Below are 14088 nucleotides of genomic sequence, written 5' to 3'. Positions count from 1 at the left end.
CCTGCATCGCCCCTACTCCCCCGGCTTCGGCAAGGTCAGCGAGCCATCGGCGGCCAGCGGCCAGAACGGATTCATCGCCACCTCCCAGACATGCCCGTCGGGGTCGGCGTAGTAGCCCGAATAGCCGCCCCAGAACACCGCCTCGGGCGCCTTCAGCGGCGTCGCCCCCGCGGCCAGCGCCTCGGCATAGGCAGCATCGACCTGCGCCTCGGTCTCGAAGTTCTGCGCCAGCGTCATGGCCCCGGTGCCAAGCGCGGCGGCGGGGCGGCCCTGATCGGCGGCGAGGTCCGCGAGGCCGAACAGCGCCAGCGCCGCGCCTTGCATCTGGTAAAAGCGCGCGCCCTCGGCCACCTCGGCCGGCTGCCAGCCAAGCGCGGCGTAGAAGGCGGCGGCGCGGTCCAGATCGGCGACGCCGAGGGTGATCAGCGTCACGCGTTGCGGGGTCATGGCAGCGGCCTTTCGCTCAAGGCGGACAGGCCGCCGGTTTCCGTCACCTCGAAGCCCTGCGCGCGGGGGCCGAGCGTATCAAACAGCTCGAACCCGGTGCCGGTCAGAAAGGCCTGCGCCCCAAGCGCGCAGATTTCGTCATAGAGCGCGGCGCGGCGGGCGGCGTCAAGATGCGCCGCCACCTCGTCCAGCAGCAGGATCGGCGGCGCGCCGACATCTTCGGCCAACGCCCTTGCATTGGCGAGGATCAGCGAGATCAGCAGCGCCTTCTGCTCGCCGGTGGAGCATTGCGCCGCGGGCACGTCCTTGGCGGCATAGGTCGCGGCCAGATCGGCGCGGTGCGGGCCGATTAGCGTGCGCCCGGCCGCCATGTCACGGCTGCGGCCGCGGGCAAAGGCCTCGGCCAGCGCTTCGGCGCCCTGCGGGTCGCCCGCATCCTCGGGCCCCGTGAGGGCCAGATCGGCCACCGGGAAGGCGGTATCGCTGGCGGCCTGCGCGGTGGCGATCCGCGCCAGTGCGGCGGCGCGGGCCGATTGGATCAGCGCGCCCTGCTCGGCCATCTGTGCCTCCAGCGCCGCATACCAGCCGGTATCGCGCGCCATGTCCTTCAGCAGCCGGTTGCGCTCGCGCATCGCCTTTTCATAGGCCAGCACCGCTTCGGCATGATGCGGCGAGAAACTCAGCGTCAGCCGGTCGAGGAACCGCCGCCGCCCCTCGGCCGCCTCGATCCACAGCCGGTCCATGCTCGGCACCAGCCAGACGATGCGGCAGATCCGCGCCAAGGCCGCCTGCGGCGCCGCCTTGCCGTCGATGCGCACGGCGCGCGGGTGCGCGGCTTCGGCGGTGGTTTCCAGTTCGTGGATCGCCGCCCCGGCCCGCAGCACTGCCGAAACCTTCCAGCCGATCGCCTCGGGTCGCCGCGCCAGCTCCTCCGCCCCCGCCCGCCTGAGGCCGCGCCCGGGCGACAGCAGCGACACCGCCTCCAGCACATTGGTCTTGCCGGCACCGTTCGGCCCCCAGAGCGCGACGGGCCGCCCGTCCAGCACCAAAGCCGCCCGGCGATGCGAGCGGAAATGCGACAAAGTCAGGTCGGTCAGGTAAAGCCCGGCCACCCCTGCCCCCTTTGCCTTTTCCAAATATCCCACGGGGGTGCGGGGGTGTGAAACCCCCGCTGCGCGCGGGTGTTACACGCGCATCGGCATCACGACATAGACCGCCGAGGTGTCATTGCCCTCGCGCATCAGCGTCGGATCGCCGCTGGAGTTGAACAGGAACACCGCATTCTCGCGGTCCACCTGGCTGGCGATTTCCAGAAGGTACTTGGCGTTGAAGCCGATCTCCAGCCGCTCGTCGCCGTAAGCCACCGCCAGCTCTTCCTCGGCGGCGCCGCTGTCGGGGGCGTTGACGGACAGGACCAGCCGGTCCTCGTCGAGGCTCAGCTTCACGGCGCGGCTGCGTTCGGACGAGACGGTCGCCACGCGGTCCACCGCCTTGGCGAACTCGCTGGCATCCACTTCCAGCCGGCGGGTGTTGCCGGTGGGGATGACGCGGGTGTAATCGGGGAAGGTGCCGTCGATCACCTTCGAGGTGAGGGTGATGGCGGGGGTGGCGAAGCGGATCTTGGTCTCGCTGACCGACACGGCGATCTGCGCCTCGTCGTCATCCAGCAGCTTGCGCATCTCCCCCACGGTCTTGCGCGGCACGATCACGCCCGGCATTCCTTCCGCGCCCGGCGGCAGGGCAGCGTCGATGCGCGCGAGGCGGTGGCCGTCGGTGGCGACGCAGCGCAGCACCGGGCCGTCCTCGCCCGTGGACACATGCAGGTAGACGCCGTTGAGGTAGTAGCGGGTTTCCTCGGTGGAAATGGCGAATTTCGACTTGTCGAACAGCCGGCGCAGCACCGGCGCGGGGGCCGAGAAATTCGCCGCATATTCCGACGAGGCCATCACCGGGAAATCTTCCTTCGGCAGCGTCGCAAGGTTGAAGGTTGACCGGCCCGCGGTGACAGTCAGGCGGCCCGTCGCGCCGTCATCGGCCAGCGTGATCAGCGCGCCATCGGGCAGCTTGCGCACAATCTCATGCAGGGTCACCGCGGAGACCGTGGTGGCCCCGGCGCGGTCGACATGGGCGGGGGCCTTGTCGACAACCTCGATATCCAGATCGGTGGCGCGGAAGCTGACGCGGTCGCCCTCTGCCTCGATCAGCACATTGGCGAGGATCGGGATGGTGTTGCGACGCTCCACCACCGACTGGGCCTGACCGACCGCCTTGAGGAGCGCGGCACGCTCGATGCTGAATTTCATCCTAATCCCCCATGTCGCCGGGAGGGGAAGACTAGCGGAAATCCCCCGAGGCTCAAGTATTTTGCGCGACTGTCGGCTGGAACGGCAGGGCCGTCAAGGGCCGCCCGGCGCGGGTGTTGCGGCAGTGCGGCGCGGCGGGGCCGATGGTGTGACATTTCGGCCGCCTAGCCGGGCACAAGCGGCCCCGGCGGGGCCGCCAATCGCGGTGCATGAGGCGGCCTAAGGGGGCCGCCGGGAAGCGTCAGGCCGAGATCAGCCGGCGCAGCAGTTCCAGATCCTCGGCCAGCTGGCTGTCCCCGGCGCGCAGTTCGTCGATCTTGCGGATGCCGTGCATGATCGTGGTGTGATCGCGCCCGCCGAAGCGGCGGCCGATCTCGGGCAGGCTGCGGGTGGTCATGTGCTTGCACAGATGCATCGCGATCTGCCGCGGGCGGGCGATGGTGCGCACCCGCTTGGGCCCGATCATGTCGCTGAGGCGGATGTTGTAATGCTCCGCCACCTTGCGCTGGATTTCCTCGATCGTCACCCGGCGGTCGCTGTGGCGGAGGATGTCGGCCAGGCAATCCTGCGCCAGATCCAGCGTGATCTCGCGCCCGACAAGGCTGGCGAAGGCAAAGAGGCGGGTCAGCGCGCCTTCCAGCACACGGACATTGGTGGTGATGCGGTGCGCGAGAAATTCCAGCACGCCCGGCGCCAGTTGCAGGCCGGCATATTGCTGGCGGTAGCCTTCGGCCTTGGTCTGCAGAATACCGAGGCGCAGTTCATAATCGGTCGGGTGCAGGTCGACGACCAGCCCGCATTGCAGGCGCGACTTGATCCGCTCTTCCAGATCCTTGATCTCGCCGGGGGCGCGGTCGGCGGAAATCACGATCTGTTTGTGCTGATCGACCAGCGCATTGAAGGTGTGGAAGAACTCTTCTTGCGTACTGTCCTTGCCGGCGATGAACTGCACGTCATCGACCATCAGCACGTCGACGGACCGGAACAGCTCCTTGAAATCCATGATCTGCTTTTCGCGCAGGGCCTGCACGAAGCGGTACATGAACTGCTCGGCCGAGAGATACAGCACCCGCGCCTCGGGCTGGCGCAGCTGCAGCTCATGCGCGATGGCGTGCATGAGGTGGGTCTTGCCGAGCCCGACGCCGCCATAGAGGAACAGCGGGTTGAAGGTCACGGCGCCGCCCTCGGCCACGCGGCGCGCGGCGGCATGGGCCAGCTCGTTCGGCTTGCCGACGACGAAACTGTCAAAGGTGAAGCGGCCGTCGAGCGGGGCGCCGGGCAGGTCGGCATCCTCGGACCCGCGGCCGTTCATGGCCGTGCGGGCGGGTTTCTTCGGGCTCGCCATTGCCGCCGGATCGGCAAGCCGCGCCGCCTGAACCGGGCGGGTGGCCGAGACGTGGAATTCGAGGCGGTCCACCTCCTCGCCCGACTTGTTCAGCAGGCTGCGGATCTGGTCGCCGAAATTGCGCGAGACCCAGTCGCCCATGAAGCTGTTGGGAACCTCGATCCGGGCGATGCCGCCCGAGAGATCCGCGAGCTTCAGCGGCTCGATCCAGGTTACGTAGTTGTTCTTGCCAACCGCCTTGAAGAGTTCATCCCGCACGCGCCCCCAGGTATCGTTCGTCATTATTATGTGCCCGTCCGTTCCATCACCGATCCGCGGCCCGGTTGCCGCGACGTCAGCGATTCGAAACCGCCGAGGGGCGCCCGTGCCAAAGCGGCGCGGACTTGCCCGGCAGTGCCGGGCTGACTGGACAAGCCACGCGCAAACCTGAGCCGGAGACCCCCCTCCGGACACGTCTGACGCGTTGGTCGCAGGACAAACGGCAAACCCCTTGCCGCTGGCCTGACATGATGATCCATCCGGCCGCCCCGGCAGCGGGGTGCCCTGATCTCGCGGCCTGGCAGGGCCGCGATTTGTGATGGATTACACCATGTCCCCCCAAGACGATGTGAATCGCATCCCAAAGGTAGCAAGCCGGTGGAAGTCTGTGCAACCGAACTTCACGCTTGACTCGGACCGAATCCCGGGGGGCGGGCAAAACAGCCACAACCTCGTTGAAAACAAAGGGAAAAGATAAAAGGACGCAGCATTTCTGCTGCGCCCTTTCAGGGCCTCTCGGTCAGAGCGCTGCGGCCGCTTCAGGCGGCGGCGAGGGCTTTCACGCGGGCCGACAGGCGCGACATTTTCCGCGCCACGGTGTTCTTGTGCAGAACGCCCTTGGTGATGCCGCGGGCCAGTTCCGGCTGCGCGCTTTTCAGAGCGGTGGCGGCAGCGCCCTGATCGCCCGAGGCCAGAGCCTCTTCGACCTTGCGCAGGTAGGTGCGAATGCGCGAGCGGCGCGCCTTGTTCACGTCTTGCCGGCGCTCGTTCTGGCGTGCGCGCTTCTTGGACTGGGGCGTATTGGCCATGTGTCGGTTTTCCGTTCGAGTTCGGGTAAATCTGAAGCCGCGCTTCTAGTCGCGACTCGGGGACAAGTCAACCGGGCCCGGGCATATTCGCGCCCTTCCCGGCAGGTTTTCAGCGGTCGCGGAACTGCGGCTGGCGCTTTTCGAGGAAGGCGCCCATGCCTTCCTTCTGGTCTTCGGTGGCAAAGAGCGCGTGGAACAGCCGGCGTTCGAACAGCACCCCTTCGCGCAGGGTGGTTTCATAGCTGCGATTCACCGCCTCCTTGACCGCCATCACGGTCAGCGCGGATTTCTCGGCGATCTTCTTGGCGATGGCCAGCGCCTCGGGCACCAGCTTGCCGGGCGCAACCACCCGGCTGACGAGGCCGGAGCGTTCGGCCTCGGCCGCATCCATGAAGCGGCCGGTCAGGTGCATGTCCATCGACTTGGACTTGCCGACGAAGCGGGTCAGCCGCTGGGTGCCGCCGATGCCGGCGACGACGCCAAGGTTGATTTCCGGCTGGCCGAACTTGGCGGTTTCCGAGCAGATGATGAAGTCGCACATCATCGCAAGCTCGCAGCCGCCGCCAAGGGCATATCCCGACACGGCAGCGATGATCGGCTTGCGGACGCGGGCGATGGCCTCGCCCTCGGGGGCGAAGTAATCGGCGCCGAACATGTCCACGAAGGTCTTTTCGGACATCTCCTTGATGTCGGCACCGGCCGCGAAGGCCTTTTCCGACCCGGTCAGCACGATGCAGCGCACCTTGTCATTGCCGTCGAGCGCCTTCAGCGCCTCGGCCAGCTCGCCCAGCATCTGCGAGTTGAGGGCGTTGAGCGCATCGGGCCTGTTGAGGCGGATCAGGGCGACGGAGTCTTCGATTTCGACGATCAGCGTCTGGTAGGCCATCGGGCAGCACCTTTCCTTCGGTCCGGCCCGACTCCTAGCAGGACCGAAGCTGTTGGCAAGCAGGTTTGCCCTAATGCTGGCAGGACGGACACCAGAAGGTGGAGCGGCCGGATTGGACGATGCGGGCCACGATGCCGGCGCAACCGGGGGTGACGCAGGGTTCGCCCTCGCGCCCATAGACGCGGAAGGCGTGCTGGAAATAGCCAAGCTCGCCCCCGGTCTGGCGATAGTCGCGCAAGGATGAGCCGCCCGCCTCGATCGCCTCGGCCAGCACGTCACGGATCAGGGGCACCAGCGCGGCGGCCTGCGGCGCGGTCAGGCTGCCAGCCGCGCGGCGCGGGTCGATACCGGCGCGGAAGAGCACTTCGCAGACGTAGATGTTGCCAAGGCCGGCGACGACACGCTGATCGAGGAGCAGCGCCTTGATCGGGGCGGCGCGGCCGTGGAGGCGGGCGGCGAGGTAGGTTTCGTTGAAGTCATTGCCGAAGGGTTCGGGGCCGAGGCCCTTCAGCAGCCAGTGGGTGTCGCCCGTAGGATAAAGGTCCATCGCGCCGAAGCGGCGGGCGTCGTTGAAGGTGACGCGGGCGCCGCCCTCCATGCTCAGCACCACATGGTCGTGCTTTTCGGGCGCGGGGTGGTCGTGGTGGAACTCGCCCAGCATCACGCCCGAGACAAGCATCCGGCCCGACATGCCAAGGTGGATCAGCAGGGTCTCGCCGGTGGAGAGGTCGGCAAGGATGTACTTCGACCGCCGCCGCAGCGCCAGAACCTGCGCGCCAGTCAGCCGGTCGGCCATCCGCTCGGGCAGCGGCCAGCGCAGGTCGGGGCGGTTCACGGCGGCGGCGAGGATCGCGCGCCCCTCCATCGCCGGCAAGAGCCCGCGGCGGACGGTTTCGACTTCGGGAAGCTCAGGCACGGCAGGGGCTTTCGGTTGGCAGGGTTGCGCCTGCAAGGTCTAGGGCGGCGGGGCCTGCGGCACAATGATGGTTGGCCTCGGCCCGGATCGGAGTATATCCCCCCTGAGGCAATTTCGGGCAGGGCGCAGATGACCGACGACACGCAAACGACGACGCATTTCGGCTTTCAGACCGTGAGCGAGGGCGAGAAAGCCGGGATGGTGCATGGCGTGTTCAGCCGCGTCGCCTCGAAATACGACATCATGAATGACGTGATGAGCGTCGGCATCCACCGCGTCTGGAAGGATGCGATGATGGACTGGCTGGCACCGCGGCCGGGGCAGAAGCTGCTGGACGTGGCGGGCGGCACCGGCGACGTGGCCTTCCGCTTTTTGCGCCGCGCGCCTGGGGCGAGCGCAACCGTCTGCGACATGACCGAGAGCATGCTGATCGAGGGCCAGAAGCGGGCCGAGGCCGAGAGCCTGGCCGGGCAGCTGGACTGGGTGGTGGGCGATGCGATGGCCCTGCCCTTCGCCGACAGCAGCTTTGACGTCTACACGATCAGCTTTGGCATCCGCAACGTGACGCGGGTGCAGGACGCGCTGACCGAGGCGTTCCGGGTGCTGCGCCCCGGCGGGCGGCTGATGGTGCTGGAGTTTAGCCAGCTGCCGAACCCCGGCCTGCAATGGGCCTATGACCGCTATTCCTTCAACGTGATCCCGGTGATGGGACAGGTCATCGCGGGCGACCGTGACAGCTATCAGTACCTGGTGGAATCGATCCGCAAGTTCCCCGATCAGGAGACCTTCGCCGAAATGATCCGGCAGGCGGGCTTCGGGCAGGTGAAGTACCGCAACCTGACGATGGGCATCGCGGCGCTGCATTCGGGCTGGAAGATCTGATGCGGGGTCCGCACAACATCTGGCGGCTGATCCGCACCGGCGCGACCTTTGAGCGGACCGGCGCGATGAAGGTCGCGCTGGAGGCGATGGAGGTGCCGCCGCGGCTGCGCCTGCTGGCGCGGGTGCTGGGATGGCCGTTCAAATGGCTGGGCTACCGGGGCGATCCGGCGCTGCCGCCAGTGACGCGGGCGATCACCGCGCTGGGGCCGGCCTATATCAAGTTCGGGCAGGTGCTGTCGACGCGGCCCGATGTGGTGGGGCCTGAACTGGCGCTGCAGCTGCGAATGCTGCAGGACCGCCTGCCGCCCTTCGACATCGCCACCGCCAAGGCGAGCTTCGAGAGCGATATCGGCCTGCCGGTCGATCAGGTGTTCAGCGCGTTTTCCGAACCCGTGGCCGCTGCCTCCATCGCGCAGGTCCACCGCGCGACGCTGGCCGCGACCGGGCAGGACGTGGCGGTGAAGGTGCTGCGGCCCGGGATCGAGCGGGCCTTCCGCCGCGATGTCGATGCCTTCCACCTTGCCGCCGCGATCATCGAGCTGGCCTCGCCCGCCTCGCGCCGCCTGCGCCCGTCGGAGGTGATCCGGCACTTCGAGGGCGTGGTTCTGGGAGAGCTGGACCTGCGGCTGGAGGCGGCGGCCGCCTCGGAATTTGCCGCCAACACCAAGGATGATGCCGGCTTCCGGGTGCCGACCCCCGTCTGGCACCTGTCGGGGCGCCGGGTGATGGTGATGGACTGGGCCGAGGGCACGCCGATGGGCGATGTGCCGGCGATCCTTGCGGCCGGGCATGACGCGCCGGCCCTGGCGCGGCGGGTGCTGGAGCTGTTCCTGAGCCATGCGCTGCGCGACGGCTATTTCCACGCCGACATGCATCAGGGCAACCTGAAGGTCGCGGCGAATGGCGACATCATCGCCTATGATTTCGGGATCATGGGCCAGATCGACGAATATACCCGCCGGGTGTATGCGGAAATCCTGATGGGCTTCATCGCCAAGGATTACCGGCGCGTGGCCGAGGTCCATTTCGAGGCGGGCTATGTGCCGCGCGACCGCGATGTGGACGCCTTCGCCCGCGCGCTGCGGGCAGTGGGCGAGCCGATCTTTGGCATGGATGCCAGCCAGATCTCGATGGCGCGGCTGCTGGCTTATCTCTTCGAGGTGACGGAACGCTTCGGGATGGAGACGCGGACCGAGTTGATCTTGCTGCAGCGCACGATGGTGGTGGTGGAGGGCGTCGCCCGCTCGCTCGACCCGCATCTCAACATGTGGCAGGGCGCGCGACCGGTGGTGGAGACCTATATCCGCGAGAACCTGGGGCCCCGGGCGATGCTGCGCGACCTCGCGCGTACCGCGCGGGTGCTGGGGCGGTTCGGGCCAAGGCTGCCGGCGCTGGCCGAGGCGGCACTGATCCGCCAGACCGAGCCGGTGGTGGTGGTGACGGTCCCCTCGCGCCGCCGGGCTGCGGGGCTGATGGCCCTGGGGGCGGCGATTGCGCTGGCGGGCGTGGCGGTGGCGGAGATGCTGTGAGGGGGTAAGTCCCCCGCCGGCCGGTTCAGGCGGTCGCCCTCTCGGATCGCGCAAGCAAAATGGCCGCGCCGCCCAGGAGCCCGGCGGAGGTGCGGTTGACGATCCGGCGGCGGAGCGGGGTCAGCGCACCGCCCCCAAGCGCGGCGCCAGCGCTGACCCAAAGCAGCGCGGCAAGTCCCTCGGCGACGAGATAGAGCCCCCCAAGCGCGAACAGCTGCAATGTCACGGAACCGGCGTCATTCAGGAACTGCGGCAGGAAGGCCGTCAGAAGCAGATAGGCCTTCGGATTGCCCATGAGGGTCAGGAACTCGCGTCTCATCAGGGTCGAGGCATCCGGAACCTCGATCTCTGCCGCGACGTCGGCAGTCCAGAACTGCCGCGCAAGATACAGCAGATAGGCGACGCCCAGCCACTTGAGCGCCACGAAGGCCAGCTCGGAGGTTCGCAGCAGCGCATCGAGGCCCAGAGAGACCAGCACGACCAGAACAGCCCAGGCGGCGAGACGCCCGATCACGCCCTTGGCAGCCAGGCGCCACCCCGCTTTCGTGGCCGAGGTGAGGGCCAGAAGATTATTCGCGCCGGGCGAGGCGCCAAGCAGGAATGCGGCAGGCAGGAAGATCAGGATCTGTTCAAGCGTCACGCTGCATTTCCTTGCCCAATGTGGAACGGCACCGCGTCAGTATCGCGGAACACGTCCTGAACACCAAGGCTTAAGCGCCCCCCTCACTCTGGCGTCCGCAGCGCGGTCACCGCATCTGCCGCCACCTCCACCCCGCCCTCCAGCACCAGCATGACGGCTCCCGCCTCGCTGCGGGCCTCGACGATCTTGCCGTAGGTTTCCACCGGGTCGATGCCCATCGTCTCGCCACCCGTGGAGCTGATCAGGCGGAAGCTGTAGGCGCCCTCGGGAAGCGGGGCGCCCGCCGCGTCGGTGCCCACCCAGTCGATTTCCCCCGCATTCAGCGGCACCGGCTCTTCGGCGACCAGCCTGCCGGCTGCATCATAGACCGACAGCACCGCCGCATCTGCCCCGGCCCGCGGCGCGAGGGTCAGCGGCAGCGGCGCACCGTCGAACCAGGCGGGCGCCTCGGCCCGCGCCTCCATCCCGACCCAGCCGGCGAGGTCGGACATGTTCATCAGCCCCACCTGCCCGATCAGGCCCTGCAAGAGGTCATTGGTCTGCACCTGCTGCTCCACCCCCGAGAAGGTAGCGAGCTGCACCGCGAGGTCCGAGGATTCCATCGGGTTCAGCGGATCCTGGTTCTGCATCTGCGTGGTCAGCATCAGCAGGAAGGTTTCGTAATCCCCCTTGATCGCCGCGCTGCTGCTGGCAGCGGCGGCGGTGGGGGCAGCGGTCTGGGGGGCGGCGGTTGCGGTGATGGTCATCAGTGTCCTTGCAGGTCAGATGCGCAGATCGAGCCCGCCGTTTGCGGCAGGGCGGTGAGGGGCGGGAGGGACGGGCGCCGCGGCGGCTGCCGGGCCAGAGGGCGCCGGACCCGGGGGCAGGATGGCCTGCGGATCGGTCTGCGGGCGCCGGTCCTGCTGGGTGAAGCTGAACGACAGGTCGGTGAAGCCGAGTTCGCGGAAATCGCGGGCCAGCTGGTCGATGTTGCGGCGCATGAGGTCGAGCGTCTCGGGCCGCTCGGCGGTGACGGACAGCACAAGGCCCGCCTCGGACGTGGAAAGGGTCAACCGCACCCGCCCCAGCTCTTCCGGCGAGAGGGTCAGTTCGACCGGGCGGTCGGGAAAGCGCGTCACGGCGGCGGCCAGTTGCGGGCCGAGGGCGGGGATCTGCGGGAAGAGGCTGGCCGGGGGATCGTTGCCGCGCGGCAGGGGGATGTCTGCCCCGGGCGCGCCGGGAAGTACCACTGCCGCGCCGGAGAGCGGGGTCTGCTCGGCGAGCATGGGCGGGAGCACAGGGGCAGTTTGCGGCGGCGCTTCGGGAAGCGCTGCGGTGGGGAGCGCTGCGGTGGGGGACGGCGCGGCGCCGGGCGGGGAAAGGTCTTGAAGGCGCTCCGACGGCGCGGGACCGAGGACCGGCTCGGCCTTTGTAAGGAGGGGTTCGGTGGTCGCAAGCGGCGGGGGGGACGCTGTCCAGACCGGACCGGGCAGCGAAGGATGGGCGGGAGGCCGGATCTGCGCCGGCTGCGAGAGCGGCGGGTCGGCAGCCTGCTGCGCGGGGGGCAGCGAGCCCCCTCGTGGCTGGACAGGAGCGGGTTGCGCGGTAGAGAGGTGCGCCAGCAGCGCCGCGGCGGAGGCAGGGGCGGAAATGGAAGCGGAGGCGGAGGCAGGGGCACTGGCGTCAACGCTGCCGCGCCGCGCGTCGGGGGCGGTGACGAACCGCGCCACAGGGCGGTCGAAGGCGGCTAGAGCGGCGGTGGCGGGCCCGGCGGTGAGGAGCGCGGCTGAAGGAGGGGACGCAGGCGCTGTGGGCGCGTCGATGGTCGCCGGCAGCGGGGACGGGCTTGCAGCGTCGGGACGCGCCGCCGCACCTGGCCCGGACAGTGCCGCGGGACCCGGCGGGTTCGGTGACACCAGGGCCGGCGGGGTCAGTGCCGGCCCGACGGCCACATCTGCCGGACGGTCTGCAGCGGCAGCGGATGCCGCCCCATCCTGCCCTTCGCGGGCGAAGGGCGCGACCCTGCCCTGCCAGAGCATCAGCGAGGGATCTCGCGCCGCGGAGCCGGGCGCAGCCGAGGCGGGCTGCCGCGGGGGCGAGGCTGTGAGGGGGGGGGCAGGCCCCGGGCCCGCGGCGACGGATGGGGCGGTGGCTGTGCCGCCGGCCGGGTCAGCTGCGACTGGGGAACGCGCAGCCATCGAAGGGACAGGGGCGGGGCCACGGTTCTCCGCGCCCCCTTCCTCGCTGTCGATTGGGGATGTGGGAAGGCTGGTCGGGCCGGGGGCGGCGCCGACGGTCGGGGGCCCGTCGGCGGTCTGGGGCCTGGGGGCGGCACCGGCCGCAGAGGGGGCCTGTGCCGGCGCGGGAGAGGGAATACCGGGGGACGCCGCCGCCTGACTGGCGTGGCGGAGCGGGCCTGACTGGGCTTCAGTCTGGGCCATTGAAGCCTCTCCCGACGGCAGAGGCAGGGCCGAAGGTATCGCGGGCGACGCAGCGGCCCCCCGGGCGCCAGGCAACAGGGCCCCGGATGGGGGGGCCTGCGGGGGCGGAGCTGCGGCGGCTTCTGCCGTCGGGGCTGCGGGTTGCAGCGCCGGGGATGGCACGTGAGCCGCCCGAGGATACGGCGCGGAAGGCAGGGAGGGCGGGCTGGGAATCTGCGGTGCCGCAAGCGCCGCCGCTGCCAGATCGGATGCACCGGAGGCAGGTGCGTGGCGGGGGACGGTCGGATCCGGCTCTGCCGGTAGGCCGCGCCGGGTTGGCGAGGCGACCTCATCAAGGGCCGGAACGTCTGTGCCGGCATCCCTGGGTGCCACTGGGGGCTGAAGCGTGGACGGCAACGTCGCGGCTGCAAGCTGACGGAACGTGACGAGGACCGGAGAGGAAGATTGATCGAGAGACAGCGGCTCGGGCCCGACCCCCGGCCCGGGATCGGCCGGAAGATCGGGATCGAAGGGGGTGGACCCCGACTCGTCCGCGCCCGGCTTTGACGCCGCGGATGCCGCCGGGGACTTTATCAGGGCGGAAAGGGCCGCCTCACCCGGAAATGCCAATGTCATCCGCACCACGACTTCTGCCGCCAAGGACTTCACCTTCGCAGCACAAGATTACCGGATATTTACGCCCTTCCCCCCATGCTGCGGAAAATCCGGCCAATTCGACAGGCCGGCCGGACCCGAAGGATTGCCGATGATCTCTGCGCCCTCCCCCTCCCCACTGGCCCCCCCCGCCTCTGGCCCACCGCCGCGCGATGCCGCGCTGTGGAGGGCGGCGCAGGATCTGGAGACGGCCTTCCTTGCGGAAATGCTGGCCGCAGCCGGGCTTGGCACAGCGCGCGAGAGCTTTGGCGGCGGCGCGGGCGAGGAGCAGTTCGCCTCGTTCCTGCGGCGCGAACAGGCGGACGCGATGGTGCAGAACGGCGGCATCGGGCTGGCCGAGAGCCTCTATGAAGCGCTGAAGGAGAATGACGATGTCTGACGAAACGCAGATCTGGCAGCCTCTGGCCCGGATTTTGGGCCAGGAAGCGCAGGCAATTCGCGCCGGAGACCTGCAGGCGCTGGTGCTTTTGGCGCAGGCAAAGGCGCCTCTGGTCGCCGCGGCAGAAGCACGCGCGCAGGGGCCCCGGGCCGCGCAGCCGGGTGCGGCAGAGGCGCTGGCCGGGCTGCGGCGGCAGGCGGCGGCCAACCAGCGCCAGCTGGGCGCCACGCTGAAGGGCATGCGCGCCGCCCTGCGCCGGCTTGACGGGCTGCGCCGCGCCGGGCGCAGTCTGCAAAGCTATGATGCCGCAGGTCGCCCGCAGACCATCGGCGCCCCGCAGGTCAACCTCGAGCGGCGCGCCTGATCCCGGCAATTCCGGGCCCGCGCCCGCCCGAACCAGTGCCTTGGGACGCAAGTCGCGGATTTGTCGAAAAATCCCGGCGCTTCGCATAGAGCACTTAGCGAACTCTTAGAGATTGGCGGCGATGGTCGCCCTTGCATCCTTGAAGGGGGTGACGCGGCGACGGGGCTTCCCGCCCGCACAGGTCAGAATGCCATAATCGCTGCCCGAAAGGGCGGCATGTGAAACAGCCGGCGCAAAGCGCCGAACCCATAGGATG

At 69.1% G+C, this 14088-nt stretch carries 14 protein-coding genes; 4 read left to right on the top strand and 10 right to left on the bottom strand.

Features of this window, described 5'->3' with window-relative positions; genetic code table 11:
• Window positions 1–12: 12 nt before the first annotated feature.
• The 7 genes from GVY41_RS14545 to mutM all read right to left on the bottom strand — a co-directional run bounded on the left by GVY41_RS14545 (window position 13) and on the right by mutM (window position 6964).
• Window positions 13–447, bottom strand: a complete 435-nt coding sequence (locus GVY41_RS14545; RefSeq protein WP_161347674.1) for a VOC family protein — start codon at window positions 445–447, stop codon at window positions 13–15.
• Window positions 444–1559: a DNA replication/repair protein RecF gene (gene recF / locus GVY41_RS14540; RefSeq protein ID WP_161347675.1), complete on the bottom strand. Its 1116-nt coding sequence runs from the start codon at window positions 1557–1559 to the stop codon at window positions 444–446. Before recF ends, GVY41_RS14545 begins: the two co-directional genes overlap by 4 nt.
• A gap of 72 nt (window positions 1560–1631) precedes the next feature.
• On the bottom strand, window positions 1632–2750 hold the full coding sequence (dnaN, locus tag GVY41_RS14535; RefSeq protein ID WP_161347676.1) for a DNA polymerase III subunit beta: 1119 nt from the start codon (window positions 2748–2750) through the stop codon (window positions 1632–1634).
• Window positions 2751–2991: 241 nt separating this feature from the next.
• Complete coding sequence (gene dnaA / locus GVY41_RS14530; protein WP_161347677.1) at window positions 2992–4377, bottom strand: chromosomal replication initiator protein DnaA; 1386 nt, start codon at window positions 4375–4377, stop codon at window positions 2992–2994.
• Window positions 4378–4892: 515 nt separating this feature from the next.
• Window positions 4893–5162 carry a 30S ribosomal protein S20 gene (rpsT, locus tag GVY41_RS14525; protein WP_161347678.1) on the bottom strand — a complete coding sequence of 90 codons (270 nt, stop codon included), beginning with the start codon at window positions 5160–5162 and terminating at the stop codon, window positions 4893–4895.
• A 109-nt stretch (window positions 5163–5271) separates the two neighbouring features.
• Window positions 5272–6048: an enoyl-CoA hydratase gene (locus GVY41_RS14520; RefSeq protein WP_161347679.1), complete on the bottom strand. Its 777-nt coding sequence runs from the start codon at window positions 6046–6048 to the stop codon at window positions 5272–5274.
• 70 nt (window positions 6049–6118) lie between these two features.
• Window positions 6119–6964, bottom strand: a complete 846-nt coding sequence (gene mutM, locus GVY41_RS14515; RefSeq protein ID WP_161347680.1) for a bifunctional DNA-formamidopyrimidine glycosylase/DNA-(apurinic or apyrimidinic site) lyase — start codon at window positions 6962–6964, stop codon at window positions 6119–6121.
• Window positions 6965–7093: 129 nt separating this feature from the next.
• On the opposite strand from mutM, the gene ubiE reads away from it, so the two are divergent.
• Both ubiE and ubiB read left to right on the top strand, forming a co-directional pair.
• The gene (ubiE, locus tag GVY41_RS14510; protein WP_161347681.1) at window positions 7094–7846 is read left to right on the top strand and encodes a bifunctional demethylmenaquinone methyltransferase/2-methoxy-6-polyprenyl-1,4-benzoquinol methylase UbiE; all 753 of its coding nucleotides are present in this window, start codon (window positions 7094–7096) and stop codon (window positions 7844–7846) included.
• Complete coding sequence (gene ubiB / locus GVY41_RS14505) at window positions 7846–9375, top strand: 2-polyprenylphenol 6-hydroxylase (RefSeq protein ID WP_161347682.1); 1530 nt, start codon at window positions 7846–7848, stop codon at window positions 9373–9375. Before ubiE ends, ubiB begins: the two co-directional genes overlap by 1 nt.
• Before the next feature lie 25 nt (window positions 9376–9400).
• Here ubiB and GVY41_RS14500 read toward each other — a convergent pair whose 3' ends face one another.
• The 3 genes from GVY41_RS14500 to fliK form a co-directional block, all read right to left on the bottom strand.
• The gene (locus GVY41_RS14500) at window positions 9401–10015 is read right to left on the bottom strand and encodes a LysE family translocator (protein WP_161347683.1); all 615 of its coding nucleotides are present in this window, start codon (window positions 10013–10015) and stop codon (window positions 9401–9403) included.
• 83 nt (window positions 10016–10098) lie between these two features.
• Window positions 10099–10761 carry a flagellar hook capping FlgD N-terminal domain-containing protein gene (locus GVY41_RS14495; RefSeq protein ID WP_161347684.1) on the bottom strand — a complete coding sequence of 221 codons (663 nt, stop codon included), beginning with the start codon at window positions 10759–10761 and terminating at the stop codon, window positions 10099–10101.
• Window positions 10762–10776: 15 nt separating this feature from the next.
• Window positions 10777–11280: a flagellar hook-length control protein FliK gene (gene fliK / locus GVY41_RS14490; protein ID WP_161347685.1), complete on the bottom strand. Its 504-nt coding sequence runs from the start codon at window positions 11278–11280 to the stop codon at window positions 10777–10779.
• Between the two features lie 1900 nt (window positions 11281–13180).
• On the opposite strand from fliK, the gene GVY41_RS14485 reads away from it, so the two are divergent.
• Together GVY41_RS14485 and GVY41_RS14480 are read left to right on the top strand one after the other, a co-directional pair.
• Complete coding sequence (locus tag GVY41_RS14485) at window positions 13181–13468, top strand: rod-binding protein (RefSeq protein ID WP_161347686.1); 288 nt, start codon at window positions 13181–13183, stop codon at window positions 13466–13468.
• Entirely contained in the window at window positions 13461–13832 is a 372-nt protein-coding gene (locus tag GVY41_RS14480) for a hypothetical protein (RefSeq protein ID WP_161347687.1), read from the top strand. Before GVY41_RS14485 ends, GVY41_RS14480 begins: the two co-directional genes overlap by 8 nt.
• Window positions 13833–14088 lie beyond the last annotated feature (256 nt).

This window comes from Frigidibacter albus (assembly GCF_009908165.1).
GTDB classification, from domain to species: domain Bacteria; phylum Pseudomonadota; class Alphaproteobacteria; order Rhodobacterales; family Rhodobacteraceae; genus Frigidibacter; species Frigidibacter albus.
Note: the sequence above shows the minus strand (reverse complement) of the source record. Positions and strands in the feature narration are given on the sequence as shown.

Excerpts from the sequence above, each read along its gene's own strand:
- GVY41_RS14545 (WP_161347674.1), bottom strand. The coding sequence starts at position 447 with ATGACCCCGCAACGCGTGACGCTGATCACCCTCGGCGTCGCCGATCTG.
- dnaN (WP_161347676.1), bottom strand. The coding sequence starts at position 2,750 with ATGAAATTCAGCATCGAGCGTGCCGCGCTCCTCAAGGCGGTCGGTCAG.
- dnaA (WP_161347677.1), bottom strand. The coding sequence starts at position 4,377 with ATGACGAACGATACCTGGGGGCGCGTGCGGGATGAACTCTTCAAGGCG.
- rpsT (WP_161347678.1), bottom strand. The coding sequence starts at position 5,162 with ATGGCCAATACGCCCCAGTCCAAGAAGCGCGCACGCCAGAACGAGCGC.
- GVY41_RS14520 (WP_161347679.1), bottom strand. The coding sequence starts at position 6,048 with ATGGCCTACCAGACGCTGATCGTCGAAATCGAAGACTCCGTCGCCCTG.
- ubiE (WP_161347681.1), top strand. The coding sequence starts at position 7,094 with ATGACCGACGACACGCAAACGACGACGCATTTCGGCTTTCAGACCGTG.
- ubiB (WP_161347682.1), top strand. The coding sequence starts at position 7,846 with ATGCGGGGTCCGCACAACATCTGGCGGCTGATCCGCACCGGCGCGACC.
- GVY41_RS14495 (WP_161347684.1), bottom strand. The coding sequence starts at position 10,761 with ATGACCATCACCGCAACCGCCGCCCCCCAGACCGCTGCCCCCACCGCC.
- fliK (WP_161347685.1), bottom strand. The coding sequence starts at position 11,280 with ATGCTCGCCGAGCAGACCCCGCTCTCCGGCGCGGCAGTGGTACTTCCC.
- GVY41_RS14485 (WP_161347686.1), top strand. The coding sequence starts at position 13,181 with ATGATCTCTGCGCCCTCCCCCTCCCCACTGGCCCCCCCCGCCTCTGGC.
- GVY41_RS14480 (WP_161347687.1), top strand. The coding sequence starts at position 13,461 with ATGTCTGACGAAACGCAGATCTGGCAGCCTCTGGCCCGGATTTTGGGC.